Source organism: Terriglobia bacterium (genome assembly GCA_020073205.1).
GTDB lineage: Bacteria > Acidobacteriota > Polarisedimenticolia > Polarisedimenticolales > JAIQFR01 > JAIQFR01.
In genome coordinates this window covers 19,429-41,880 of the sequence record JAIQFR010000028.1, presented here as the reverse complement: position 1 = coordinate 41,880, position 22,452 = coordinate 19,429, and the positions used below count along the sequence as shown (strand labels likewise).

At 69.5% G+C, this 22,452-nt stretch carries 22 protein-coding genes, 1 tRNA gene and 1 pseudogene; 10 read left to right on the top strand and 14 right to left on the bottom strand.

Going from position 1 to position 22,452, the window contains the following annotated elements:
* The first annotated feature begins 219 nt into the window (after positions 1 to 219).
* Both LAO51_08110 and LAO51_08105 read left to right on the top strand, forming a co-directional pair.
* Positions 220 to 522, top strand: a complete 303-nt coding sequence (locus LAO51_08110; protein ID MBZ5638706.1) for a hypothetical protein — start codon at positions 220 to 222, stop codon at positions 520 to 522.
* 113 nt (positions 523 to 635) lie between these two features.
* Positions 636 to 1,013: pseudogene (locus LAO51_08105) on the top strand (DEAD/DEAH box helicase).
* A gap of 185 nt (positions 1,014 to 1,198) precedes the next feature.
* Here LAO51_08105 and LAO51_08100 read toward each other — a convergent pair.
* Positions 1,199 to 1,828: a sigma-70 family RNA polymerase sigma factor gene (locus LAO51_08100; protein ID MBZ5638705.1), complete on the bottom strand. Its 630-nt coding sequence runs from the start codon at positions 1,826 to 1,828 to the stop codon at positions 1,199 to 1,201.
* Positions 1,829 to 1,903: 75 nt separating this feature from the next.
* Here LAO51_08100 and LAO51_08095 point away from each other — a divergent pair, with 75 nt between their 5' ends.
* The gene (locus LAO51_08095) at positions 1,904 to 2,764 is read left to right on the top strand and encodes a peptidase (GenBank protein ID MBZ5638704.1); all 861 of its coding nucleotides are present in this window, start codon (positions 1,904 to 1,906) and stop codon (positions 2,762 to 2,764) included.
* A gap of 39 nt (positions 2,765 to 2,803) precedes the next feature.
* Here the strand turns inward: LAO51_08095 and LAO51_08090 are convergent, their stop codons facing one another.
* Positions 2,804 to 3,064 (bottom strand): hypothetical protein, encoded by a 261-nt coding sequence (locus LAO51_08090; protein MBZ5638703.1) that lies wholly within the window; start codon positions 3,062 to 3,064, stop codon positions 2,804 to 2,806.
* 71 nt (positions 3,065 to 3,135) lie between these two features.
* Positions 3,136 to 4,191 carry a hypothetical protein gene (locus tag LAO51_08085; protein MBZ5638702.1) on the bottom strand — a complete coding sequence of 352 codons (1,056 nt, stop codon included), beginning with the start codon at positions 4,189 to 4,191 and terminating at the stop codon, positions 3,136 to 3,138.
* A 127-nt stretch (positions 4,192 to 4,318) separates the two neighbouring features.
* Here LAO51_08085 and LAO51_08080 point away from each other — a divergent pair, with 127 nt between their 5' ends.
* Entirely contained in the window at positions 4,319 to 5,785 is a 1,467-nt protein-coding gene (locus tag LAO51_08080) for a serine/threonine protein kinase (protein ID MBZ5638701.1), read from the top strand.
* Here the strand turns inward: LAO51_08080 and LAO51_08075 are convergent.
* The 4 genes from LAO51_08075 to LAO51_08060 form a co-directional block, all read right to left on the bottom strand.
* Positions 5,743 to 8,505, bottom strand: coding sequence for a vitamin B12-dependent ribonucleotide reductase (locus LAO51_08075; protein ID MBZ5638700.1), 2,763 nt, complete (start codon positions 8,503 to 8,505; stop codon positions 5,743 to 5,745). The two genes, LAO51_08080 and LAO51_08075, sit on opposite strands and share 43 nt — an antisense overlap.
* A gap of 329 nt (positions 8,506 to 8,834) precedes the next feature.
* The gene (locus LAO51_08070; GenBank protein MBZ5638699.1) at positions 8,835 to 9,221 is read right to left on the bottom strand and encodes a PilZ domain-containing protein; all 387 of its coding nucleotides are present in this window, start codon (positions 9,219 to 9,221) and stop codon (positions 8,835 to 8,837) included.
* A 106-nt stretch (positions 9,222 to 9,327) separates the two neighbouring features.
* Positions 9,328 to 9,618, bottom strand: a complete 291-nt coding sequence (locus LAO51_08065) for a Txe/YoeB family addiction module toxin (protein ID MBZ5638698.1) — start codon at positions 9,616 to 9,618, stop codon at positions 9,328 to 9,330.
* The gene (locus LAO51_08060) at positions 9,599 to 9,889 is read right to left on the bottom strand and encodes a type II toxin-antitoxin system prevent-host-death family antitoxin (protein ID MBZ5638697.1); all 291 of its coding nucleotides are present in this window, start codon (positions 9,887 to 9,889) and stop codon (positions 9,599 to 9,601) included. The genes LAO51_08065 and LAO51_08060 overlap by 20 nt, the downstream gene beginning before the upstream one ends.
* 177 nt (positions 9,890 to 10,066) lie before the next feature.
* On the opposite strand from LAO51_08060, the gene LAO51_08055 reads away from it, so the two are divergent.
* Positions 10,067 to 10,537, top strand: coding sequence for a hypothetical protein (locus LAO51_08055; protein ID MBZ5638696.1), 471 nt, complete (start codon positions 10,067 to 10,069; stop codon positions 10,535 to 10,537).
* Positions 10,538 to 10,889: 352 nt separating this feature from the next.
* Here LAO51_08055 and LAO51_08050 read toward each other — a convergent pair whose 3' ends face one another.
* From LAO51_08050 to LAO51_08030, 5 genes are all read right to left on the bottom strand, one after another.
* Positions 10,890 to 11,675, bottom strand: a complete 786-nt coding sequence (locus LAO51_08050) for a hypothetical protein (GenBank protein ID MBZ5638695.1) — start codon at positions 11,673 to 11,675, stop codon at positions 10,890 to 10,892.
* Positions 11,672 to 12,709: a hypothetical protein gene (locus LAO51_08045; GenBank protein MBZ5638694.1), complete on the bottom strand. Its 1,038-nt coding sequence runs from the start codon at positions 12,707 to 12,709 to the stop codon at positions 11,672 to 11,674. The genes LAO51_08050 and LAO51_08045 overlap by 4 nt, the downstream gene beginning before the upstream one ends.
* 151 nt (positions 12,710 to 12,860) lie before the next feature.
* Positions 12,861 to 12,923, bottom strand: a tRNA-Ser gene (locus LAO51_08040).
* Positions 12,896 to 13,972 (bottom strand): tRNA epoxyqueuosine(34) reductase QueG, encoded by a 1,077-nt coding sequence (gene queG / locus LAO51_08035; protein MBZ5638693.1) that lies wholly within the window; start codon positions 13,970 to 13,972, stop codon positions 12,896 to 12,898. Before queG ends, LAO51_08040 begins: the two co-directional genes overlap by 28 nt.
* A gap of 3 nt (positions 13,973 to 13,975) precedes the next feature.
* Positions 13,976 to 14,782, bottom strand: a complete 807-nt coding sequence (locus tag LAO51_08030; GenBank protein MBZ5638692.1) for a hypothetical protein — start codon at positions 14,780 to 14,782, stop codon at positions 13,976 to 13,978.
* A gap of 41 nt (positions 14,783 to 14,823) precedes the next feature.
* Between LAO51_08030 and LAO51_08025 the strand changes: the two genes are divergently transcribed.
* On the top strand, positions 14,824 to 15,612 hold the full coding sequence (locus LAO51_08025) for an alpha/beta hydrolase (GenBank protein ID MBZ5638691.1): 789 nt from the start codon (positions 14,824 to 14,826) through the stop codon (positions 15,610 to 15,612).
* Here the strand turns inward: LAO51_08025 and LAO51_08020 are convergent.
* Positions 15,609 to 16,925, bottom strand: a complete 1,317-nt coding sequence (locus LAO51_08020; protein MBZ5638690.1) for a DNA recombination protein RmuC — start codon at positions 16,923 to 16,925, stop codon at positions 15,609 to 15,611. The two genes, LAO51_08025 and LAO51_08020, sit on opposite strands and share 4 nt — an antisense overlap.
* 103 nt (positions 16,926 to 17,028) lie before the next feature.
* Here LAO51_08020 and LAO51_08015 point away from each other — a divergent pair, with 103 nt between their 5' ends.
* The 3 genes from LAO51_08015 to LAO51_08005 are packed head-to-tail and all read left to right on the top strand — an operon-like array spanning position 17,029 to position 20,326.
* Entirely contained in the window at positions 17,029 to 18,345 is a 1,317-nt protein-coding gene (locus tag LAO51_08015) for an efflux RND transporter periplasmic adaptor subunit (protein MBZ5638689.1), read from the top strand.
* 44 nt (positions 18,346 to 18,389) lie between these two features.
* Positions 18,390 to 19,088 carry an ABC transporter ATP-binding protein gene (locus LAO51_08010; protein MBZ5638688.1) on the top strand — a complete coding sequence of 233 codons (699 nt, stop codon included), beginning with the start codon at positions 18,390 to 18,392 and terminating at the stop codon, positions 19,086 to 19,088.
* Positions 19,085 to 20,326 carry an ABC transporter permease gene (locus LAO51_08005; GenBank protein MBZ5638687.1) on the top strand — a complete coding sequence of 414 codons (1,242 nt, stop codon included), beginning with the start codon at positions 19,085 to 19,087 and terminating at the stop codon, positions 20,324 to 20,326. Before LAO51_08010 ends, LAO51_08005 begins: the two co-directional genes overlap by 4 nt.
* Before the next feature lie 25 nt (positions 20,327 to 20,351).
* On the opposite strand, the gene LAO51_08000 is transcribed toward LAO51_08005, so the two are convergent.
* A complete protein-coding gene (locus tag LAO51_08000; GenBank protein ID MBZ5638686.1) occupies positions 20,352 to 21,032 on the bottom strand; it encodes a hypothetical protein in 681 nt (226 codons plus the stop codon).
* A 157-nt stretch (positions 21,033 to 21,189) separates the two neighbouring features.
* Here LAO51_08000 and LAO51_07995 point away from each other — a divergent pair, with 157 nt between their 5' ends.
* Positions 21,190 to 22,434: an amidohydrolase family protein gene (locus LAO51_07995; GenBank protein ID MBZ5638685.1), complete on the top strand. Its 1,245-nt coding sequence runs from the start codon at positions 21,190 to 21,192 to the stop codon at positions 22,432 to 22,434.
* Positions 22,435 to 22,452 lie beyond the last annotated feature (18 nt).

Below are 22,452 nucleotides of genomic sequence, written 5' to 3'. Positions count from 1 at the left end.
GTTCGAGAGGTAGAGACTGAGGTTCCGGAGGATTCCTGCTCGGGCCGCCCGAGGAAGTCCCGGCCGCCCGGGCAGGCAGGACTAAGATGGAGAACTCACCGGGCGGTGTACTAGTACGTTGCACCGTTGCTTTCGGCTATTCGATCTATTGACTAAGTGGGCTACGCGACTTAGCATGAGACGATCTCCATGGAACAGCGTAGAACGCGGAGATTCCAGTTGGAATTGCCGCTTTCGATTACTCGCGAGGGTGCCGTGCGCACAGCGCTCGCCGGTAGAACCAAGAATATTAGTTCCACTGGTGTGCTCTTCACTTCCGACCGGGAACCCGACTTGGGCGGCTCGATCGAGTACATCATCACCCTCAATCGCGAATGTCCGCAACCCGTGCAACTTCGTTGCGTGGGTAAGGTCCTGCGAGCGGCGCCCACGCACATCATCGTGGAAAAGGACCGTGGCTTCGAGGTTGCTGCGACGTTGGAGCGTTACGAATTCGTGCGCAATCGCCTCGCCGTCGGGTAGTGAGTTTCCGTGGGGCGGTCCCCCTGGACCGCGGCCGACGCCCTCGTCGGCCTTGTTTCCGGAATTCGAATAGGCTACGTTGTAAGTAGCAAAGAAAAGGCGAAGGGCCGGCTATGGATCTCTCGCTCGGATTCCCGGAATTCTCCCAGGAGTTGGCACTCTCCTCCAAACCCTCTTTGGACGCCGTTGTCGCCCGCTATCGGGCCGCGCACCAGGAGCCGGATTCGCCGGTTCGCGCCATTCACCACCAACCGGCGGCGGATGGCGTTTTCGCGGATATTCCCGTCACGGTCGATGCCCGTCTGCGGGCGGCGCTGGAACGGCGCGGAATCGCACGCCTCTACGTCCACCAGGCGGACGCGTTCGATCGCATCGAAGCCGGGAAGAACGTCGTCATCGTGACTCCGACGGCCAGCGGCAAGACTCTCTGCTACAACCTGCCGGTACTGAACCTGTTGCTGCGCGATGCCGGTGCCTGCGCCATGTACCTCCTCGGGGACCCCGGCGCCGGGATCGGAGAACGCCCCCTTCCCCAGCAGCACCGTTTCCTGGTAGGTCTCGAGGTAGGCGACGCACCAGGGACAGACGGCCATGTGCCGGTCGAACTCCTCCCGCTGCCGGACCTCGAGCTCGCCGTCGAGGTACGCCGCGATGAAACCGGCGAACTCCCTGCACGTCATCGCGGACCGCCTTCTCGCAGGTGCGGATCCAGCAGGGTGCGGAGCGCCTGGCGCGCGCGGTGGAGCCTGATCTTCACGGCGTTCTCGGTCACCCCCAGGAGCCTGGCCGTCTCTTCCGTGTCCAGCTCTTCGATGTCGCGAAGGAGGAGGACGTTTCGGTACGGCTCGGGGAGCCGCGCGATCGACGCCCGGACCAGGTCGCGGCTCTCCTGCCGTCCCAGGAGCTCCTCCGCCGACGCCTTCCAGGCCACGGCCGGGTCGGCCTGGTGGCCGTCCTCGAGGTACTTCGGCAGCAGGTCCTCGATCGGCTCCTCGGGACGGCGCTGGCGCGACCGCAGCTTCATCAGGGCGCAGTTGACGACGATCCGGTGGAGCCAGGTCCCGAGCTTCGACTCTTCCTCGAAGGTGCCGAGGGCGCGGAACGCCGCCAGGAACCCCTCCTGCACCGCGTCGCGAGCGTCCTCCTCGCTCCTCAGGATGCGGCGGGCGACCGCGAGCATCATCGCTCCGTGGGATCGGACCAGCTCCTCGTAGGCGCGGTCGTCGCCGGCGCGGAGCCGCGCGACCAGCGCCGACTCCTCGTGGGGGCGGGTGGGATCGTCCGCGTGTTCCGCTTCGGCGCCCATCCACCGAGAATACCATCCCCTGCGCGGTCGCGCGGCCGCTCGCCGGCGTGGCGCGTCGCGCCTACGATGGTCGCCGTGCGGACGCTGCTGCTGTTCTTCGACGGGATCGGGATCGGACGGGACGACCCGGAGGCGAACCCGTTCGCCGCCGTCGGAGCGCGCCGCCTCTCCCTCCTCGCGGGACGGGCGCCCGATCCCTCCTGCTCGTCCCGGGCGCTCGACGCGACGCTGGGCGTCCCCGGCCTGCCCCAGTCGGCCACGGGGCAGACGACGCTGCTCACGGGGGTCAACGCGGCGCGGCTCGTGGGCCGGCACGTCTCGGGCGTCCCCGGCCCCTCGCTCCGCGGCGTCCTCGAGCGCGAGTCGCTGTTCGTGCGGCTCGTCCGCGGCGGGCGGAAGCCGACGTTCGCCAACGCCTACACCAGAGGCCATCTCGAGGCCAGGCGACCGCGGTGGTCGGCGACCACGCGGATGGTCCGCGCGTCGGGGGTGCCGTTCCGGATGCTGCACGAGGAGGGGCGCCGGGGCGAGGCGCTCTTCCACGACTGGGCGGGCGACACCAAGGCGGGACGCGCCCTCGGCGCCCCCGCCCACGAGCCGGGCCGCGCCGCGAAGATCCTCTCACGCCTCGTCGAGGAGCACGACCTGGTGCTCTACGAGTACTTCCTCACCGACGTCGCGGGGCATCGCGGAAGCCCCGCCGACCGGCTGGCCCAGGCGCGACGCGCCGAGGAGCTGGTGGACGCGGTGGTCGGATCGCTCGAGCTGTCCTCGTGCCGCCTCGTGGTCGTCAGCGACCACGGCAATCTCGAGGAGTCCCACCACGATCTCCACACGCTGAACCCCGTCCCGCTCCTCGCGTGGGGCGCTTCCGCGGAGGAACTGGTCCGGCGCGTCGAGGGCCTCGAGGACCTGACCCCGGCGTTGGCCGGCTAGGCGCGATCGGTCCGTCGCCGCGGGTATGCGGCCGGACCGTCAGTCGAACTCCAGCTTCGGGAGCAGCCTCAAGCGCTCCACGAAGCGGTCCCGGTCGAACGGGCGGCCCTCCTTGATCACCTCGAAGATCTCGACCGCGATGATCGCGGAGAGGAGCCGCCTCGCCTCGCCATCCGCGATCCCCTCGGCCAGGAGCCTCTCGTACGTCTCGCGGGTCTCGGGGGGATCGTTGTCGCCGAGCTGGTTCTCGAGCACCTCGCTCGTCGCCCTCCTGAGCGCCTCCCGTCCCGGATCGGTCACGCGAATCCCCCCTTCTCCCCGCGTCGTCGCCGGCGCGGGCCCCTGGCCCCGCCGCCCGCCCCGTCCGCGAGTCACCGCGCGGCGTCCCGCTCCATCCGCTCGAACAGGATCCGCAACTTCCTCTCCCGGGGATCGACCCCGATCACGACCGACGTGTGCCGGCCGCAGTCGAGGAACTCCGCGGGCAGCGAGACCTCGAGCGGGAGGCCGTCGCCGTTGAGATCCTTGACGTCCACGATCCGCACCGGCTCTCGCGTCGAGAAGCGCTCCTCGTAGCTCCGGGCGGCCGCCGCGGCCCCGGCGTCGTCTTCCCGGCAGGCGAAGCGAGGCACCAGCGGCTCGTGGCCGACCCCCTTGAGGCTGGAGGTGACGTCGAGCGTGTCCTCGAGCCCCTTCTCCCCCGCGAGGACCAGCTCGACCTTGGTCGCCGCGTCGGCGTGCCCGAACAGGTGCGCGGCGCACGACGCGCAGTCGGACGGGACGAACCGTGCGCTGAAGAGCACGAGCGCCAGGGTGTGGCGGAGGCCGTCGCCGAGATCGACGTTCCGCGCGTCGCGGAGGATCGCTCCCTCCGGAAGGAGCGCCGAGAGGCCGCCCGCCTCCTTCGCGCCCTTCGGCGGCTCGTAGACGTAGGTGGTGACGACCCGCGTCGTGAAGCGCTGGATCACGACGCTGCGGGTCTTCTCGCGGGGAGGCTTGCGCCCGGTGGCCTCCCTCACCGCGGTCTCGAGCGCGTCGGCGTCCCACTCGCGCCGGGTCGCTGCGAACATCACGTCGGGCGGGAGGACCGATCCGCCCTCGGCGAGCACCACGTGGATCACCAGGTCGAACGGGCGCTCCACGTCCTGGACCACGAGCCAGCTCGACGGCCACCCCTCCGCCTCGAACAGCGTCTTCACGCAGGTCGCGACGCGCTCGCTCGAGAGGACCGCGCCCGGGGGTCCCAGCACCGCCGCCTCGGTGCCGTCCCCAAGGCGGACGGTACGCCCCTCGAGGCGGGAAGCAAGCGATTCCGCGAGCGCGGCCGCACGGTCGGGAGGAGGCGGAGCGGGCTCCTTCGCCGCAGCGCCGTGTAGGCGCGCGGACAGCACCAGGAGCAGGAATACGGTCGAGACGAGGCGGCGCATGCGATCCTCCGCGGCGAGCCTACATCGGGGGTTGCCGCGAGACAACCGGCCGCGGCCCGGGCGCGCAACGCCGGGGGGCTCCGGCCATTGATCGCGGCGCGGCGAGCGCCCTAGACTCGCCGGCGCCATGAGCCTGGCCGCGATCGCCGCCGACGCTTCCCCGGTCCTCGACGACCGGTTCTTCCTTCTCGAGAGCCTGGGCCGCGGAGGGATGGGGAGCGTGTATCGCGCGTTCGACCGGGTGGAGGGGCGGCACGTCGCTCTCAAGGTCCTCGACGACCGGGAGCCCGCGGGCCCCTCCCACCCGCTGTCGGCGGAGTTCGAGGCGTGGTCGCGCCTCGCGCACCCGAACATCGTGGCGGCGCTCGAGCTTTCGCGCTCGAGGGGCGGCCCGATCGAGTCGGGCCGCCCCTATCTGGTGCTCGAGTACTTCGAGGGGCTTCCCGTGAATCGCGTGATCCGGCCCGGGAGGGCCAGCGCGGAGGCCCTCGAGGGGCTCTCCCGCGAGGTGCTGTCGGCGCTCGCCCACGTTCACGAGGCGGGGCTCGTGCACCGCGACGTCAAGCCGGGGAACGTCTTGGTCCGGGCCGCGGGACGGCCTCCGGGTCGGGTGAAGATCACGGACTTCGGACTCGCCGTCGAGGCGGGACGCACGGGGGTGCCGGGGCGCGTGAGCGGATCGATCCCGTACCTGGCCCCCGAGGCGCTGACCGGGGAGCCCCTCGACGGCCGCGCTGATCTCTACGGTCTCGGGATCCTGCTGTACCACCTCGCCGCGGGCCGGATGCCGGCGCCTCACGACGCTCCCGGAGAGATCCTGAGATGGCACCTCGAGGGCGCGCGCGCCGACCCGCGCGAGGCCGCCCCCTGGCTCCCCGAAAGGCTCGCGCGCTTCATCGCTCGGCTCATCGCCCGCGATCGTGAGGAGCGGCCCCGCTCCGCGGTCGAGGCGCTCCTGGCGCTCGGCGGGAGGTGCGCCCCTCGCGCCGCCGTGCCGCGGCCGATGGCGGGACGCGCGGAGCGGGCGGTGCTGCGCCTCGCGGTGGACGCGGCGCGGCTCGGCGCGCGGCGGCGGATCGCCCTCCCCGCGTCATCGTGCGGCGCCGAGTCGCTCCTCAGGGAAGCCCGGGTCCTGGCGGGGATCCACGGCCTCGCGGTGCACCGGCTGCGTCCCGGCGAGCGCTCCGGCCTCGGGAGCGCGGTCCTCGCGCTCCTCCTCGACCGGGGAGCCGACGCCCGCGCGCTGGTGGAGCGGCACCGTCTGCTCCGCGGGCTCCCCCTCGCGCTCCTCGGCGGCCTCCCGGTGTGGGACCGCGCGCGCGAAGGGAGCGGCGGCCGGCCCGACCCCGAGCTGCTGCGCGCATCCGCGCGGGGCGTCGCCGAATTCCTCCTGGAGTCGTCGAGCCTGAGGCCGCTGGTGCTGGTGGCCGACCGCGCGGCGCTCACCGACCCGCTCGCCCGGGAGGTCGCGGCACGACTCGATCGCGCGATCCGGGATGATCCCGCGCCGCGGCCGGGACGGGGCGGATTGCTGCTGCTCGTCGCCGACGGCTACGAGCACCCGCTGGTCGCGCCGCAGTTGACGCAGACGTAGCAGGCACCGTTGCGCACCATGAGCTGGCCGCAGTCGGAGCACGGCGGCGCGTCCGCCTGCCGGACGAACACCTCGTGCTCCCGCTCCTCGAGGGCGGCGCTCCGTTTCCGGTCGGGCTCGATCTCGGTCCCGTTGACCGCCGCCGCCCGGGCGGGCTGGTCCTCCTTCGGGAGGAACTGCAGGGCCATCCACCGGAACACGTAGTCCACGATGGACTGCGCCAGCGGGATCTCGGGGTTCCCCGTGAACCCCGAAGGCTCGAACCGCACGTGGGTGAACTTGTCCACGAGGAACCTGAGCTCGACGCCGTGCTGGAGCGCGAAGGAGATCGCCGTCGCGAACGAGTCCGCGAAGCCGGCGAGGGTCGATCCGGCCTTTCCCAGCGTGATGAAGATCTCCCCGGGGTTCCCATCCTCGTAGATGCCGACCGTGATGTACCCCTCGTATCCCGCGATGGAGAACTTGTGCGTGATGGACCTGCGGGTGTCGGGGAGCTTCCGCCTCCTCAGGTGCGTGGCGGCGGCGACCGCCTTCTCGATCTCCTTTTCCTTCCCGGCCGACATCGGCTGGGTCCGCTTGCAGCCGTCCCGGTAGATGGCGATCGCCTTGAGCCCGAGCTTCCAGGCCTCGACGTAGGTCCCCTCGATCTCCTCCACGGTGGCGGTCCCCGGCATGTTGACCGTCTTCGAGATGGCGCCGGAGATGAACGGTTGCACGGCCGCCATCATCTTGACGTGGCCCATGTAGTGGATCGACCGCTCGCCGTTGGCCGGGCGGAACGCGCAGTCGAACACCGGGAGATGCTCCGCCGCGACGTCCGGCGCCCCCTCGATGGTGTCGCGATCGTTGATGTAGTCCAGAATCCTCTGGATCGTGTCGTGCTCGTACCCGAGCTTCCTGAGGGCGAGCGGCACGGTGTTGTTCACGATCTTGAAGAGCCCGCCTCCAACCAGCTTCTTGTACTTGACCAGCGCCAGATCGGGCTCGATCCCGGTGGTGTCGCAGTCCATCATGAAGGCGATGGTTCCCGTGGGGGCGAGGACCGTGGCCTGCGCGTTGCGGAGTCCGTGCTCGGTTCCGAGGGTGACCACGTCCGCCCAGGCGCTCCGAGCCGCGGAGAGGAGGTCCGAGGGGACGAGCCGGGGGTCGATGCCGTCGGCGTGCGCCTGGTGCTTGCGCATCACGCCGAGGAACGGCTCGCGGTTCCGCTCGTAGCCGGGGAACGGCCCGACCTTCGCGGAGATCCGCGCGGAGGTGGCGTACGCGTGGCCGCACATGAGAGCGGTGATCGCCGCGGCGTACGCCCGGCCCGGCTCGGAGTCGTACGGGAGCCCCCGGGACATCAGGATGGCGCCGAGGTTCGCGTACCCGAGCCCCAGCGGCCGGTACTCGAGGGAATTCCGGGTGATCGGATCGGTCGGATACGAGGCATTGCTCACCCAGATCTCCATGGCGGTGATCGCCACGGCGACGGCGTGACGGAACGCCTCGGCGTCGAACTCCCCGTCGGGCCGGCGGAAGCGCATCAGGTTCAGCGAGGCCAGGTTGCAGGCGGAGTCGTCGAGGAACATGTACTCGGAGCAGGGATTCGACGCGTTGATCCGCGCGGTGTTGGGGCAGGTGTGCCACGCGTTGATCGTCGTGTCGAACTGGATGCCCGGGTCGCCGCAGGTCCACGCCGCGTCGGCGACCCGCCGCATGAGATCCCGCGCGCGGTAGGTCCCCATGACCCGGCCGGTGGTCACCGCGCGGGTCTGCCACTCCCCGTCGTTCAGCACCACCCGCATGAACTCGTCGTTGACGCGCACCGAGTGGTTCGCGTTCTGGAAGAAGACGGAATCGTAGGCGCCGCCATGGACGTTGAACTCGCCGGAGTACCCCGCGTCGATGAGAGCGCAGGCCTTCTTCTCCTCGTCCGCCTTGGAGGCGACGAAGTCCTCGATGTCGGGGTGGTCGACGTTCAGGATGACCATCTTCGCCGCGCGGCGCGTCTTCCCGCCCGACTTGATCACGCCGGCGAACGCGTCGTACCCCTTCATGAACGACACGGGGCCCGACGCGGTCCCGCCGCCGGCGAGAGGCTCGCGGCTCGAGCGGAGGGTCGAGAGATTCGAACCGGTGCCGGAGCCGTACTTGAACAGCATCCCCTCGGTCTTCGCGAGGCCGAGGATGGACTGCATCGTGTCCTGGACCGAGTTGATGAAGCAGGCGGACACCTGCGGGTGCTCCTCGACCCCGCAGTTGAACCAGACCGGCGAGTTGAACGACAGCATCTGGTGGAGCAGGAGGTGACAGAGCTCCGCCTCGAACGCCTCGGCATCCGCCTCGGTGGCGAAGTACCCTCCGTCGCGTCCCCAGCGGGCCGCGGTTCGGACCACCCGGTCGAGAAGCTGCTTGACGCTGTACTCGCGCTCGGGGGAGCCGAGCTGACCCCGGAAGTACTTCTGCGCGACCACGTTGGTCGCGAGCTGGGACCAGGACCGCGGGACTTCGACCCCTCGTTGCTCGAAGGTCACCTCGCCGCGCTCGTTGGAGATCACCGCGTCCCGGCGATCCCAGTCGATCTCCTCGTAAGGATGAACTCCCGGCCGGGTGAATCGCCGCGGAATCCGGAGTCCGTCTCGAGGATTGGGAACGCGGTCGGCGGCACCGGGAGCGACGTCTCCGGCGACCGGGTTCGTGCGGTCGTCCTTCGAGGATCGCGACTCGGGTTGGAGCATCGGATCACCCTCCAAATCGGCTCGTCCGCCACGCCCCAGCCGAGGCGAATGCGGCTCGCTGAACGTTGATTTTAGGCCGTTCCCGGAATCCTCACCGCCCCCTGTCCGGAACGAGCGAAAAGCGCGCTCAGAAATACCAGCGAGCCCCCGGCCTTGTCAAGCACGGAAAGTGCTGAAACTACCAAGTATTGGACGTTCAAAGTCCCGTACCACAACATATGGTGGTTTGTCCTGATCCCTATCGATCCGGAAAACCCAGCCGGCACCGAGGGTTACGCTGGCACGATCCTTCAACACCTACTGCCGGGCCTCGGGCGGCGCGCGCCCGGTCAAAGCCCGAACTTGCGCTTCCACTTCTCGTAGTAGGCGAGCCACTCGGGGCTGGGCTCGAGGAATCGGATCCCCATGCCGCAATCCAGGAGGTGGGCGAGCTGCGGCGGGACCTGTTTGGCCCACATCACCCGCCCCCAGAACGAGAAGGGGCCGTCGGGGAACTGCACCTTGAGCTGGATCGTGGTGCCGGGCTCGAAGACCTGGTTGGTGTGCACGAACAGGCCGGATTCGGAGACGTTCTTCGTGAATCCCGTCTTCTCCGGAGCGGCGATCCCGAACCGAACCAGGAGGCGGGCCCGTGCCCGCAGGATGACGCGCCTCTCGCGCCTCCCGCCCGTCGCGCCCTTCTTCTGAGGTTCGGACGCGCTGCGACCCGCGGCCATGTCGCTCCCTTCAGCGGACGGTCACATCCCCCGCTCGCCCTGTGATGAGGTGAATATAGGTCCCGGGTTCGCGAGGGGCCAACCGAGGTGGCTCGCGCAGGCAGGTTCAGTAGTGGTACCGCGCCTGAAGGAAGTCGACTCGCTCGTCGGTCACCCGATAGACCAGTCGGTGCTCCTGGGTAATGCGTCGCGACCGGCACCCCTGCAGGTAGAAGCGCAGCGGCTCGGGCTTTCCGATCCCTTCGAACGGGTCGCGAAGCGCGGCCTCGACGAGCTCGAGGATGCGAAGAGCGACCGCCCGTTCGGAACGCACCCAGAACCGGAGATCCTCCCGGAACTCGAGATGAAACACGGCGAGGCGCCGGCCGTGGAGCCCGCTAGAGGTCCGGGTCGTCAAGGCCGAGGCTCTGCCGCAGCTCCGCGATCGTGGACGGTGCGGGCTTGCCCTCGAGCGCGCGCTCCAGGGCGGAGGCCAGCCGCGCGGCGTTCCTCGGCGAGCGAAGGAGGTGCGCCGTTTCGAGGAGGGCGTTCAGCTCCGCTTCGGAGATGAGGGCGACGTTCTCGCCGTTCCTCCGCTCGATCACGTACGGCTCGCGCGTCTCGGCGACGCGGTCGCACAGGCTCGCGAGCCGGGCCCGGGCCTGGGTGTAGGTCGTACGGTTGGCCACGGTGCGGCCGCCTCCATGATCTGTACAGGAGTACTGTACAGTGAACCGCCCGTTGGGTCAAGCGCGCTCATCCCGGCGCGAGTCGCGGTGCGATGCTCCCACCGGGAGTCGAGCCGGGGACCCGTCGAGCCGCGGCCTTCCGCTGTACACCATCGCTCGACTGCCCGTCGAACCTGCGTGACCTTCAGACCTGACGGCGAGGAGGTCACCGCGGTACTGGCTCGAGGCGCCGAGGAAGGCACACGGTGGATCGCGGGACTCACTCTTGTGGGACGGTTTCGCAAAACCACGCCGCTCCCTCTCGCCGTCGTGGCGGCGCTGTTGCCCGATGGGTCCGCGCGGCCCGTCGTCCAGTTCCATCTCGCCTTTGCGAGTCGAATCCTCTTCTTCTTCACGGACACGAACTGGGAGAGCGAAGATCGGGCCCACGCCGTCTTCACCGAGAGTGGAGAACGCACCCTGACCGTCCTCGAGGCTCCTCCCCCGGACGGGACGACCAGGGGCCACCTCGAACTGGCGAGCTCGCGGGACGTTGCTTTGGAGTCAAAAGAACTGGACCGCTACTTCGGACGAGACGCCTCGATGCCCGTGGACATCGAGATCGTGACGGTCGATGCGCGATGGGCCGATCAACCGGGCCCGAGGTAGCACGCGTGCGGAACGTCGCCCCGGATGTCCTCTCGTCCCCCCGTGCATGCCATGAGCCGAGGGTGCGCTCGGGTTGTCCAACGAATCGCGTGCGCGCTGCTGCGCCCGCCGCGTCCAGAGGGCTCGACCAGCGGATTGTGAGGGAAAATTTCGAGGGCGCCGTTTCGAGCTTTTTCGGAAACGGCGCCCATTTTCTTGTCCACAGCTTCCACCGGTGTCCACCGTTTCCATGCTGTTGCGTAGACTTTGCGTAGAGTACGGTCAGAATCCCGATCTCGAACCGAGCGGTACCGCGGGGCGAGGCACGGGATCAAAGTCGACGACCGCCCTCTGAATCCAGCTTGCGGCGCGGCTAGCGCTCCTCCATTCCGCATCGGAAGGCGCGAATCCTCTCGAGCACTGCATCGGGATCTCTCCACGCGAAGGGCCCCAGGATGGACATGCGTGCCAGGAGCTGAGGGCCCCGCGCATCGTCGTCGATCGTGGCGATGAAATCCAAGATCCTCCGGCGCTCTTCGGGATCGACGACCGCGCCGACATCTCGCCCGAGGAGGTACGGAGCGACGTTTTCGAATTCCGTCAGGTCGTCGGGTACCTCAAGCGAGAATCGTCGATCCGAATCATCGCCGACGTACCTGTACATGATGTGTGCAAGATCCCCGAGGTCCTTTTCGCGGGCCTCCGGACGGTCCATGTAGGCGACCATTTTCAACACGGAGATGACGTGAATCGGAGCCACGCGCACCTCGAGATCGGCCGCGAGGCGAAGAGCGACGGCGTGCCTGAAGGCCAGCCGCATTCCGAGCAGGCTCATTCGGAAGCCGGTCCTCGGCCACTCGACGTACCCCCGCGCCAAGGCCTCGGTGCTCGCCGGAACGATGTCCACCGCGATGCCGGCAGGGGTGCGCCAGCGTTGCTCCTGGCGGGGATCCGGGGACCATCCCGGAAGCAGGGAAAGGGCGGCAGTCGCGTCCTCGATGCTCGCGGCGACCGAGAGATCGAGATCTTCCGTGGTGCGCCAGGACATCGGCATGGAGCAGCGGAGCGCGGCGGCGCCGAGTACCACCATCTTCGCGTTCGGCCAGGTTCGACCGAGCGCGCTCAGCGCTTCGACCTCGTCGGGAAGGAACGGGTTCATCGCAAGTGTCCGAGGTGTCGATCCCAGACCTCGTTGGCCGCTTCGCGTGCCCTGGGGTCGGCGGCTACGAGGAGCTCCGTGTAGATCAGGAGCGGATGGACGGTTCGGGGCTTGACCCCGTCGAAGGCAATTCGTCCCGGCGCACGCAGCAGAACGAGGGGACCGTCGTCGGCTCTCTGGGCTCGGAGGCGCTTTTGCAGATCGAGCGGAGCCTGCTCCAAATGGACGACGGTCCGCTCGCCCCGATAGACGCGCACCAGACGTGCGGCGGCCGCGCCCCCGCCGAATCCCCAGGTGAGCTTCTCCCCGAGCGCTTCCTCGAGGTGTCGCTCGAGCGCCTCCGGATCACGGTCCGCCGTCCGGTAGGTTCCGATCAGGAGGCGCGGACGCGCGTGCGTCGCGTACCCTGCGATCCAGCGCTCTAGCAGCACCTTCGTCTCGAGGATGAACCGGCGTCCCTTGACCTCCGCAATCAGGTTCTCGTCTTGCAGACGCCGAAGTGTTTCGGCCGCCGCCGTCTTTCCCGTTCCTGCGGCATCGGCCAGGCCCCGGACCGTCGCGTTCAACAGCGCGGGCTCGGCCAGGAGCGCGAAGAGCACCTGGTAACCAGGAACGCGCAGCCCACGCCGTTCTTCCGCAGCTCTTTCGCGGGTTCGCCCCTCGACGTGAGCCACGTATCGATGGCCGAGAACCAACCTGCAGTTCCCGGCGAGGTCCATGTAGTTGACGTCGTGTTCCGCGAGGTGTTGGCCAAGGGGACGAGGGATGTAGGGGGCGAACAGGATCCAGGCCTTCGTCGTTATCGCCTGCATCTGCGCGAGGACGCCATCCGCTGTCGCGTACGTCAGGTACGTCCGCTTCAACTCCACCGGCAGTTCGTGCTCGCCGTCAGGGGTCCTCACGACAACGATGCCGTCGAGTCGCCGATGGCGACCTCGGACTCCGGGCGCGCGAAGCGTCGCGCCTCGCACGAAGGGCAGCTCGCGAAGACGGGCGAGGTAGGGCTCGAACGGGTCAACGGGGCGAGTTCTCATGTCCTGTAAAATACATCGTCCCTTAGAAAAGGACAAGCGGTCAAAGCGGACAACTTCGCGCTTTCGATCCAGATGCGATGGCGACGGAGTCGATTCTATGTGCTTGTGTTTAAGTAACTTGGAAGCCGCGCCTGGCCGACAAGCCTGAGAATGCCCCCACCAGGACTCGAACCAGGGATTAGCGGATTATGAGTCCACCGATCCCGAACCTGGCCGCGCTCTCGAGCTCTCCTCGATCCTCCCGATCGCCCACTCCGCGTGGGATCGGACCATCGGATCGGGGTCTGAGAGCTTCTCGCGAAGCGTAGGGAGCGCCCGGGGATCACGCCGGTTCCCGAGGACGACGCAGGCATTGCGCCTCAGCCCGTCCCACCGCGCCCGCATGAGAGGGGTGCCGGAGAAGCGCCGCCTGAACGCCGCCTCGTCCATGCGAAGCACCTCCTCGGGATCGAGGCCACGAAGATCGTCCCGCTCGGAGAGCGGCCCCCCTTCGACCGCGCGCGCGAAGCTCACGTTCCACGGGCAGACGGTCTGGCAGTCGTCGCAGCCGAAAATCCACTCGCCGATCGCCGGCCGGACCGGCTCCGGTATCGGGCCGCGGTGCTCGATCGTCCAGTAGGAGATGCACCGGTTCGAGTCCACGACTCCCGGCTCGACGATCGCCCCGGTGGGGCAGGCGTCGAGGCACGCATTGCACGTCCCGCAGAACTCCGCGTGCGGCCCCGAGGTCGGCGCGAGGCGCGCGGCGGACAGGATCTCGCAGAGGAGGAGCCAGGATCCCCGTTCCCGCGTCAGCAGGTTCGCGTTCTTCCCGATCCAGCCGAGACCCGACGCCTCGGCCCACGCGCGCTCGAGCAAGGGTCCCGTGTCCACGAACGCCCGGGCGGGATGGCCCGTCGTCTCCTCGAGCCAGGCGGCGAGCCGCCGCGCGCGGCGTCTCAGAACGCCGTGGTAGTCCCGGCGACGAGCGTAGAGCGCGACCTTGGCGCGCCCCTCCGGGAGAGGCGCCGCCGGCTCGCCGGCGCCGTAGTTCGCCGCGAGGCACACGACGCTCTTGCACCCCGGCATCAGCTTCCGCGGATCGGAGCGGCGGTCCGGGCTCCTCGCCATCCAGCCCATCGCCGCGTGGAACCCCCGCGAGAGCCAGGATTCGAGAGCGCCCGCGTCGCGGGTGAGCGATCGCGCCTCCGCCACGCCGGCGGCGTCGAACCCCTCATCGCGGGCTCGCTGGAGGAGGGCCTGGGTGAGCGCCGCCGCGTCCACCGCTCACTCCTCGTCGGGTCCGAGCCCGGAGGGGTGCTCAGGCTCGTCTTCCGCGGGAGTGCTGAGCCCCGCGGTGCGCGCGAGCCAAAGCACCTGCCTCGCGATGCCCCGAACCACCTGCACGTCGCCCGGGGTGAGGTCCGCCCGGCCGAGGATCCGCCGGATCCGCCGCATCATCCCCTCCGCGGTATCCTCGTGGAGGAAGCCGATGGCGAGGAGGGCCGTCTCGAGGTGCACGAACGCCGCCTCGCGGGACGCGTGGTCCGCCAGCGGCTCCGGGGCCGCCGCGGCGGTGCTCCCCTCCAGCGCGAGGCGGAGCGTGTAGGCCGCGACGAGCACCGACTGCGCGAGGTTGTACGAGGGAAGCGCATCGGAGGCGAGGAAGTGCACGAGGTGCGTGCAGCGGTCGAGCTCGGCGTCGGTGAGCCCGGAGTCCTCCCGGCCGAACACGAACGCGAGATCTCCCGCCGCCATGAGCCGGCCGAGCTCCGGCGCCAGGGCGTCGAGGCGGTAGTGCGGCCGGCGCTGTTTCCCCTCGCGGCGGCTCGTCCCGATCGCGGCCCCCGCGCCGTCGAGGGCGGCGTCCAGGGTCTCGTGGACGCGGGCCAGCCGGAGGAGGTCCTCCGCCGCCACCGCCATCCTGCGCGACTCCTCCCCCCGGGGATCGCACTCGGGGGCGACCAGGTCGAGCCGGGAGAAACCGAGGTTCTTGAGCGCCCGCGCGGCCGCGCCGACGTTGCCGCCCGACTGCGGCCCCACGAGCACGAAGCGGACCCTCGTGAGGTCCGGCCCGTCGTTCGCGCTCTCCATGCGTCGCCCTTCCCGGAACGGAGAATAACAGAGGGGGCGCGATGAAGCTCTCCGCCGGCGGCGACGGGCCGCTCGTCGTGAAGCTCGCGGGGATCGCCGGCGGGACGGGGCTCTACGCCGAGGAGATGGCGCGCGTCGCGGAGGCGGGTTTTCGCGTCGCCGCCCTCGACACCACCGGCGACCGCTCCGACGACCCCGCGCCCGGTCCGATCACCTGGGACACCCTCGCGGGCGACGTCGTCCGCGGGCTCGACGCGCTCGGGAGCGATCGGGCGGTCTTGTGGGGGACCTCGTTCGGAAGCCTCGTCGCGCTCGCGGTTTCCGCCCGTCGTCCGGAGCGCGTGGCCGGGCTCCTGCTCTGCCACCCTCCCGAGCCCGGGAGGCTCCCGCGCCCGCACGCCGCCCTCGTCCGGTGGGCGTCGACGCGACGGGATCCGGAGCGCGCGACGACGGTGCTCTTCGCCGTCGCGTTCAACCTGCTCATGTCGTGGGAGGGAGTGTTCCCTTCGACGCTCGTCCGTGTCCCGGGGCTCGTCAGGGCGTCGCGAGAGGCGGCGACACCGGCCTCGACGATCCTCGAGAAGCTCCGTCTCCTCTGCGGCGAGGGCCCGCGCCTCCCCCGTCGCGAGTCCGGGATCGCGGTCTCGATGATCGTCGGGGCATGGGACACGGTGGCGCCGGCGCGAGGGGCGCGGCGGCTCGCCGCGTCGATCCCCGGCTCGCGCGTCACGGTCATGTGGCTTTCAGGCCACTCGGGGGCGTACTCGCGCCCGAGGGCTTACGGCCGCCTCGTCGTCCGGGAGCTCCGGCGGCTGGCCGCCTCCGGCTAGACCGGATCCTTTCCGCCGGGCTCCCGCGGCGTCTCGTCCTCCGTCGGCGCGAGCGCGCGCACGCTGCGCTCCAACCGCTCGACCTCGGGAAGCTCCTTCGAGCTCGCGGCGCCGAGCTCCTTGAACCGCCGGGCCTGGACCAGCACGCGGTGCTCGAACGAACCCGCGGCCTCGTTGAAGGCGTCCACGGCCTGGCCCAGGCCCGTGCCGACCTTGTTCAGGTGCTCGGCCATCACGCGCAGACGGTCGAAGAGCTCCATGCCGAGGTCCCGGATCTTCTGGGCGCTCTCGCGGACCTTCTCCTGCTGCCAGCCGTAGTAGACCGACTTCAAGATGGCGATCAGGTTGGTCGGGCTCGTCAGGAGGACCTTGCGGGTGAACCCGAAGTCGTGGAGCTCCGGGTCCGCCTGGAGCGCGGCCGAGAAGAACGCCTCCCCCGGGACGTACATGACCACGAAATCCGGGGCGTCCTGGAACTGGTCCCAGTAGCTCTTTCCGCCCAGTCGCACGACGTGATCGCGCACCTGCCGCGCGTACTCGGCGAGCTTCGCCTCTCGCGCTCCCGCGTCGGCCGCTTCCTGGGCCTCGAGGTACGCCTTCAAGGGGACCTTCGCGTCCACGATGATCCGCTTCCCTCCCGGGAGGCGGACCACGAGGTCGGGGCGCTGCCGGCCGTCCTCGGTTCGCACGCTCACCTGCTCCTCGAAGTCGCAGTGCTCGGTCATGCCGGCCAACTCCACCACCCGCCGCAGGTGGATCTCGCCCCAGCGCCCCCGCACCGAGGGCGCGCGCAGCGCCTGCACCAGGTTGGCCGTCTCGGTCTTGAGCCTCTCCTGGGTCGAGGCCATGGTCTCGACCTGCTGGCGGAGGGCGCGGTAGGCGCCCTCGCGCTCCTTCTCCATCGATTGGAGCTTGGTCTCGACTCCCTTCATGACCTCCTGGACGGGTCCCACGAGGTCTCCGATCGCCTTCTGGCGTCCGGCCAGGTCCTCGTGGGCGGACTCCTGGAATTTCTCGAGCGATTGCCTCGCGAGCTGCAGGAACGCCTCGTTGTTGCTCCGGAGCGCCTCGCCCGACAAAGCGGAGAACGCGTCGCGGAACCTCGTCTCGAGACGGTCCGACTGCGCGCGCTGCTCGGCCGCGGTCTTCCGCTCGTTCGTGAGGTCCGTTTCCGCCCGCGCGAGCGCCTCGCGCGCCGAGGCCGCCTCGGCGCGCAGCGATTCGAGAGAGCGCGCGCGTGCCAGACCCACGGCGATCCCACCGAGGACCGCCCCGAGGACGAAGACGGCGACCCCCACGATCCAGGCGCTCAAAGTCCCTCCCCCGCGGGCCGCCGGCGCAGGCCGGGCGGGCTTGCGTGAATGCACTCGGAGGCGCAAGAATAACCTTTCTCCCACGAGGTCGTAAAACAACGCTATGGCAAAGAACCGCAAGCTCCGTTGGGTGCTCTGGCTCCTGGTCCTCGTCGTCGCCGTCGGCGCCGTCATTTTTTACGTGAAGCGGCGGGAAAAGCAGCAGGGGGAGGACAAGTATCGCGTCGAGACGGTGGGCCGTGGGGACGTCACCATGACCGTGACCGCCACCGGCTCGATCTCCGCGGTCACGACCGTGCAGGTCGGGAGCCAGGTCTCGGGGATCATCGCCAGCCTCCACGCCGACTTCAACAGCAACGTGAAGAAGGGGCAGCTCCTCGCCGAGCTGGACCCGACCAACTTCCAGGCGATGGTGCAGCAGCGGCGCGCGGACCTGCTCCAGAACGAGGTCCAGATGCGGGCGGCGGAAATCTCGTTCCACCGGCAGGAGCGGCTCCTCGCGGACAACCTCGCGTCGCAGTCCGACTACGACGCTGCGAAAGCCGGGTTCGAGGCGGCGGAAGCCCAGGTCGAGCAGTCAAAGGCCGCCCTGGCACAGGCGGTGACGAACCTCGAGTACACCAAGATCGCCTCGCCGATCGACGGGGTCGTGGTCGCCCGTCAGTACGACGTCGGGCAAACGGTCGCCGCGTCGTTCCAGGCGCCGACGCTGTTCACGATCGCTCAGGACCTGACCAAGATGCAGGTCCAGGCGGACGTGGACCAGTCGGACATCGGCCGCGTGCAGATCGGCCAGCCGGTTCGGTTCAGCGTGGACGCCTACCCGGAGCACGAGTTCCGGGGGAAGATCGCGCAGATCCGGCTGAACGCCACCGCGAACCAGAACGTGATCACCTACCCGGTCATCGTCGAGGTCCCGAATCCCGACGGGAAGCTCCGCCCCCAGATGACCGCGAACGTGACCATCGAGGTGGCCACGGTCGCCAATGTCCTGAGGATCCCGAACGCGGCGCTCAGGTTCCGTCCGACCCAGGGAGCCGGCGATGCCAAGAGCGCCTCGGCCACGGGCGAGCGGGCCCCGGGGGCGTCCGGCGGCGCGCGCGCCCAGGGGACGGCGGGCGGAGCGTCTCCGGAGCAGCGCATCGCGCAGGCCGCGCAGCGGAGGCCAGGGCTAGAGGGGGCCGCCGCGGCGCTCGAGGGCGGGATGGGAGCGCACGGCGGGAGAGGGATGCAGACGGTCTACCTCCTCGCCGGGAAGAACGAGATCAAGGCGGCGAAGGTGCGGGTCGGGATCTCGGACGGGAAGTTCACGGAGATCTCTGAGGGCGAGGTCCAGCCCGGCGACAAGATCGTCGTGGGCCAGGCGACCGCGAAGGCCGAGAACAGCTCGCGACCGCCGGGCGGGGGCAGGATGTTTTGAGCCAGGCACTCGTCGACATCCGCGACCTCGTGAAGGTCTACAACATGGGCGAGGTCGAAGTGCGAGCCCTCGACGGCGTGGATCTGGCGGTGGAGCCGGGAGAGTTCGTGGCCGTCATGGGCCCGTCGGGGTCGGGGAAATCCACCCTCATGAACCTGCTCGGCTGTCTCGACCGGCCCACCTCGGGCACCTACCGGCTCGACGGCGTGGACGTCTCGGGGCTCGACGCGAACGAGCGCGCGGAGATCCGGAACGCGAAGATCGGATTCGTCTTTCAGAGCTTCAATCTCCTGCCGCGGACCACCGCGCTCGAGAACGTGGAGCTCCCGCTTCTGTACGGCCGCGCCGCGTTCGGCTCGGAGGAGCGGCTCGAGCGCGCTCAAAAGGTGCTGACCCAGGTGGGGCTCGTGGGGCGCGAGCACCACCATCCCTCGCAGCTCTCGGGCGGGCAGCAGCAGCGCGTCGCGGTGGCCCGGGCCCTGATCACCGATCCCGCGATCCTCCTGGCCGACGAGCCCACGGGAAACCTCGACACGAAGACCTCCGAGGAGGTCATGGCGATCTTCCAGGATCTGAACGAACAGGGGAAGACGATCCTCCTGATCACCCACGAGCTGGACGTGGCCGTGCACGCGAAGCGGGTCGTCCAGATGAGGGACGGCAAGATCGTGAAGGACGAACCGATCGAGCAGGTCAAGGCGCAGCGTGCGCAACGTGCGGCGCACGCGGAGGCGCGGCCATGAGGGTCACGCTCGTGCGCACCGGGAACATCCTCAAGGTCGGCCTCAAGGCGATCTTCCGGAACAAGATGCGATCGTCGCTCACGATGCTCGGGATCATCATCGGTGTGGCGTGCGTGATCGTCGTGGTCGCCGTGGCTTCGGGGGCCTCCACCTCGATCCAGTCGTCGATCACCTCGCTGGGCACCAACTTCATCATGATCATGCCGGGCGCGGTGACCCAGTCCGGGGCGCGCATCTTCACCGGGCAGTCGAGCCTGACGCCCGCGGACGCGGAGGCGATCAAGGCGGAGTGCCCGTCGGTGGCCTACGCGACTCCCGGCGAGAGGACCTCCGGCCAGATCGTCGCCGGTGAGCTGAACTGGGCGACGCAGATCCAGGGGGTCGGCCTGGACTGGCCGTTCATCCGGGCCTGGAACCTCGAGCAGGGGACCTGGTTCAGCGAAGCGGACGTCAAGGGCGCGGCGAAGGTCTGCGTCCTCGGGCACACCGTGGCCGACAACCTGTTCCCGGATGGCGACGCCGTCGGACAGGTCGTCCGGATCAAGAACGTCCCCTTCAAGGTCCTGGGCGTACTGGAGAAGAAGGGCTCGAACACCATGGGCCAGGACCAGGATGACCTGATCGCCACGCCCTACACGACCGTGATGAACCGCCTTCAGGGGCACGCGGGACACCGGGACCGGATCGACGTTATCTACGTGTCGGCCGTGTCCGTGGACAAGGTCGCGCAGGCGCAGAAAGAGATCGAGGCCCTGCTCCGCCAGCGGCAGAAGCTCCAGCCGGGCCAGGACAACAACTTCATGATGCGCTCCCAGGAGGAGATCGCGTCGATGGCGGCGGAGAACACCCGCACGCTGTCGATCCTCCTGGGCACGGTCGCGGCGGTCTCGCTCCTCGTGGGCGGGATCGGGATCATGAACATCATGCTGGTGTCGGTGACCGAGAGGACCCGGGAGATCGGCCTTCGCATGGCCATCGGCGCCAAGGGGCACCACGTCCTCGCCCAGTTCCTCCTCGAGGCGGTCGTCTTGTCGGTCCTGGGCGGCGCGATCGGCGTGCTCCTGGGGGCCGTCTGCTCGCAGGCGATCTCGCGCTTCGCGGGTTGGCCCGTGCAGGTCGGCCTCAGCTCGGTGGGGATCGCGTTCGGCTTCTCCGCCCTGGTCGGGATCTTCTTCGGGTTCTACCCCGCCAGGAAGGCGTCGAGCCTCGATCCGATCGACGCGCTGAGGTACGAGTAGCGGGAGCTCGTGGAGGCGGGAGGGCTCAGGGCGCCGGGGCCGGCCGGAGGGGAAAGGTCTCCTTGACCTCCTTCGGCTCGGGGAGCCGCTCGCCGGCCACCGCGATCACCTTCTTCGTCATGAACAGCGTGATGCCGTGGGTGCGGATCGTGGCGCCGGGATCGAGCTTCCGGACGAAGCGGTCACGGCGGTCCTGCGGCACGTCGCGGGCGGCCCGGGTGGCGTCGTACTCCAGATCCCCGGTCCAGGCGACGCGGAACCCCGAGGGCTCGTGGACGATCACCTCGCCCGACCGGCGCTGAACGAGGGGATTCGACAGCTGGTCGTACGACACGACGATCTCGCTCACGCCGTCCCCGTCGAGGTCCAGGAGCTCGAGGTCGCCTCGTCCGACGAATCCGCCGTTCTCGTTCCCGAAGTCGCGGGAGTAGACCTCAACCAGCGCGTTGCCGTCCTTTCGGAACACCTCGAGGCGGACGTCGACGGCGCTGGCGTCGTCCTTCTTCCCGGTGAAGTAGGTGACCATGGCGACCACCTGCTTCGCCTCCCCGGGGAGGACCCGGGCCGCGACGACGCTCCCCGACAGCACGTCCGCCGCCTTGATCCCCATCGCGCCGTAGGCGTCGGCTGCCGTGTCGGCGCGGACCGGGATGAGGGCGGCCAGGAGGACCGCCGGCAGTGCGGCGAAACCGAGGTACCGGACCATGTGACCGCCTTCTGCCCCGGTCTCGGGACCCGGGTCGAGGCTTCCTGCGGCGTCTCCGGAATATTACCATGCGGCCCGGTAACGATCCGGCCGCTATCCCCTATAATCGGGCCCCGGGAGTCTCCCCAGGGCCTACGCACGCATTCGGAGCCGTACCATGATCGTCTACACCGCCAGGCATGTGCTGTCCGTGGCGTCTCCCCAGGTGACCGACGGGGCCGTTGCGGTCCACGAGGGCCGCATCGCCGCCGTGGGACGGAAGACGGAAGTCCTGAAAGCGGTTGGGGACGGTGCCGAAGTCCACGATCTGGGCGACGCGGTGCTCCTCCCCGGACTCGTCAACGCGCACGTCCACCTGGACCTCTCGTGGATGCGGGACGATCCACCCCCGGGCGGATCGTACGTGGCATGGTTCCGCGACCGGATGGAGCGGGTGGAGCAGGCCCCCGACCCGATTCGACGGGAGGCCACGGAGAAAGCGGTCGCCGAGATGGCCGCGCGAGGAACGGTCGCGGTCGGCGACGCGGCCGGGGTCCCCTGGACGGCGGGGATCCTCGCGCGATCGCCGCTCCATGCCGTGGTGTTCGTGGAGCTGACCGGGTTCCGCACGGAAGACGCGGAGCGGCTGCTCGACCGCGCGGCCTCGTCACTCGATTCCATCGAGAACGAGCCCGACGTGAAGGCGGCGCGCGGGCGCGTCGGCGTGGTCCTCTCACCGCATTCAGCCCACACGGTCTCCGCGTCGCTCCTGAAGGCGCTGGCGGGCCGCGCGACCGCCTCGGGGGAGATCCTCTCGATCCACCTCGCCGAGACCCCGGACGAGGCCGCGATGCTCATGGACGGCTCGGGGCCGTTCCCCGGCCTCTTGCGGGCGCGCGGCGGATGGGACGAGGGCTGGCACGCTCCCGGCCACTCCCCGGTGGAGTACCTCGACCGACTCGGTGTGCTGTGTCGGCGCACCCTGGCGATCCACTGCATCCACCTCGGGCAGCAGGACATGTCGAAGCTCCAGGCTCGCGGGGTCACGGTCGTCACGTGCCCGCGGAGCAACCTGCGCCTCGGGGTGGGGAAGACGCCGGTCCCCAAGCTGCTGTCCGCGGGAATCCCGGTCGCCCTCGGCACCGATTCGCTCGCCAGCGTCTCGGACCTCGATCTCTTCTTCGAGATGGCGGGGCTGCGTCGCGAGCATCCGACCCTCTCCCCCGCCGCGGTCCTGAGGATGGCGACGCTCAACGGAGCGCGGGCCCTCAGGCTCGAGAGCAACCTCGGCACGCTGGAGAAGGGGAAGCTGGCGGCGCTCGCCGCGGTCTCGCTGTCGAATCCCCACGACGACCCCCTCGAGGCCGTGACCTCGGGCCCGGAGACGGTGACGGTCCTGCCGGCGCCCGTGGTCGGCGGTTGACCGGGCTCGAGCGAGGGC

Coding starts and splice junctions, on each gene's coding strand:
- LAO51_08100 (MBZ5638705.1), bottom strand. CDS start 1,828: ATGGGCGCCGAAGCGGAACACGCGGACGATCCCACCCGCCCCCACGAG.
- LAO51_08085 (MBZ5638702.1), bottom strand. CDS start 4,191: ATGCGCCGCCTCGTCTCGACCGTATTCCTGCTCCTGGTGCTGTCCGCG.
- LAO51_08080 (MBZ5638701.1), top strand. CDS start 4,319: ATGAGCCTGGCCGCGATCGCCGCCGACGCTTCCCCGGTCCTCGACGAC.
- LAO51_08075 (MBZ5638700.1), bottom strand. CDS start 8,505: ATGCTCCAACCCGAGTCGCGATCCTCGAAGGACGACCGCACGAACCCG.
- LAO51_08070 (MBZ5638699.1), bottom strand. CDS start 9,221: ATGGCCGCGGGTCGCAGCGCGTCCGAACCTCAGAAGAAGGGCGCGACG.
- LAO51_08050 (MBZ5638695.1), bottom strand. CDS start 11,675: ATGAACCCGTTCCTTCCCGACGAGGTCGAAGCGCTGAGCGCGCTCGGT.
- LAO51_08045 (MBZ5638694.1), bottom strand. CDS start 12,709: ATGAGAACTCGCCCCGTTGACCCGTTCGAGCCCTACCTCGCCCGTCTT.
- LAO51_08030 (MBZ5638692.1), bottom strand. CDS start 14,782: ATGGAGAGCGCGAACGACGGGCCGGACCTCACGAGGGTCCGCTTCGTG.
- LAO51_08025 (MBZ5638691.1), top strand. CDS start 14,824: ATGAAGCTCTCCGCCGGCGGCGACGGGCCGCTCGTCGTGAAGCTCGCG.
- LAO51_08015 (MBZ5638689.1), top strand. CDS start 17,029: ATGGCAAAGAACCGCAAGCTCCGTTGGGTGCTCTGGCTCCTGGTCCTC.
- LAO51_08010 (MBZ5638688.1), top strand. CDS start 18,390: ATGGGCGAGGTCGAAGTGCGAGCCCTCGACGGCGTGGATCTGGCGGTG.
- LAO51_08005 (MBZ5638687.1), top strand. CDS start 19,085: ATGAGGGTCACGCTCGTGCGCACCGGGAACATCCTCAAGGTCGGCCTC.
- LAO51_08000 (MBZ5638686.1), bottom strand. CDS start 21,032: ATGGTCCGGTACCTCGGTTTCGCCGCACTGCCGGCGGTCCTCCTGGCC.
- LAO51_07995 (MBZ5638685.1), top strand. CDS start 21,190: ATGATCGTCTACACCGCCAGGCATGTGCTGTCCGTGGCGTCTCCCCAG.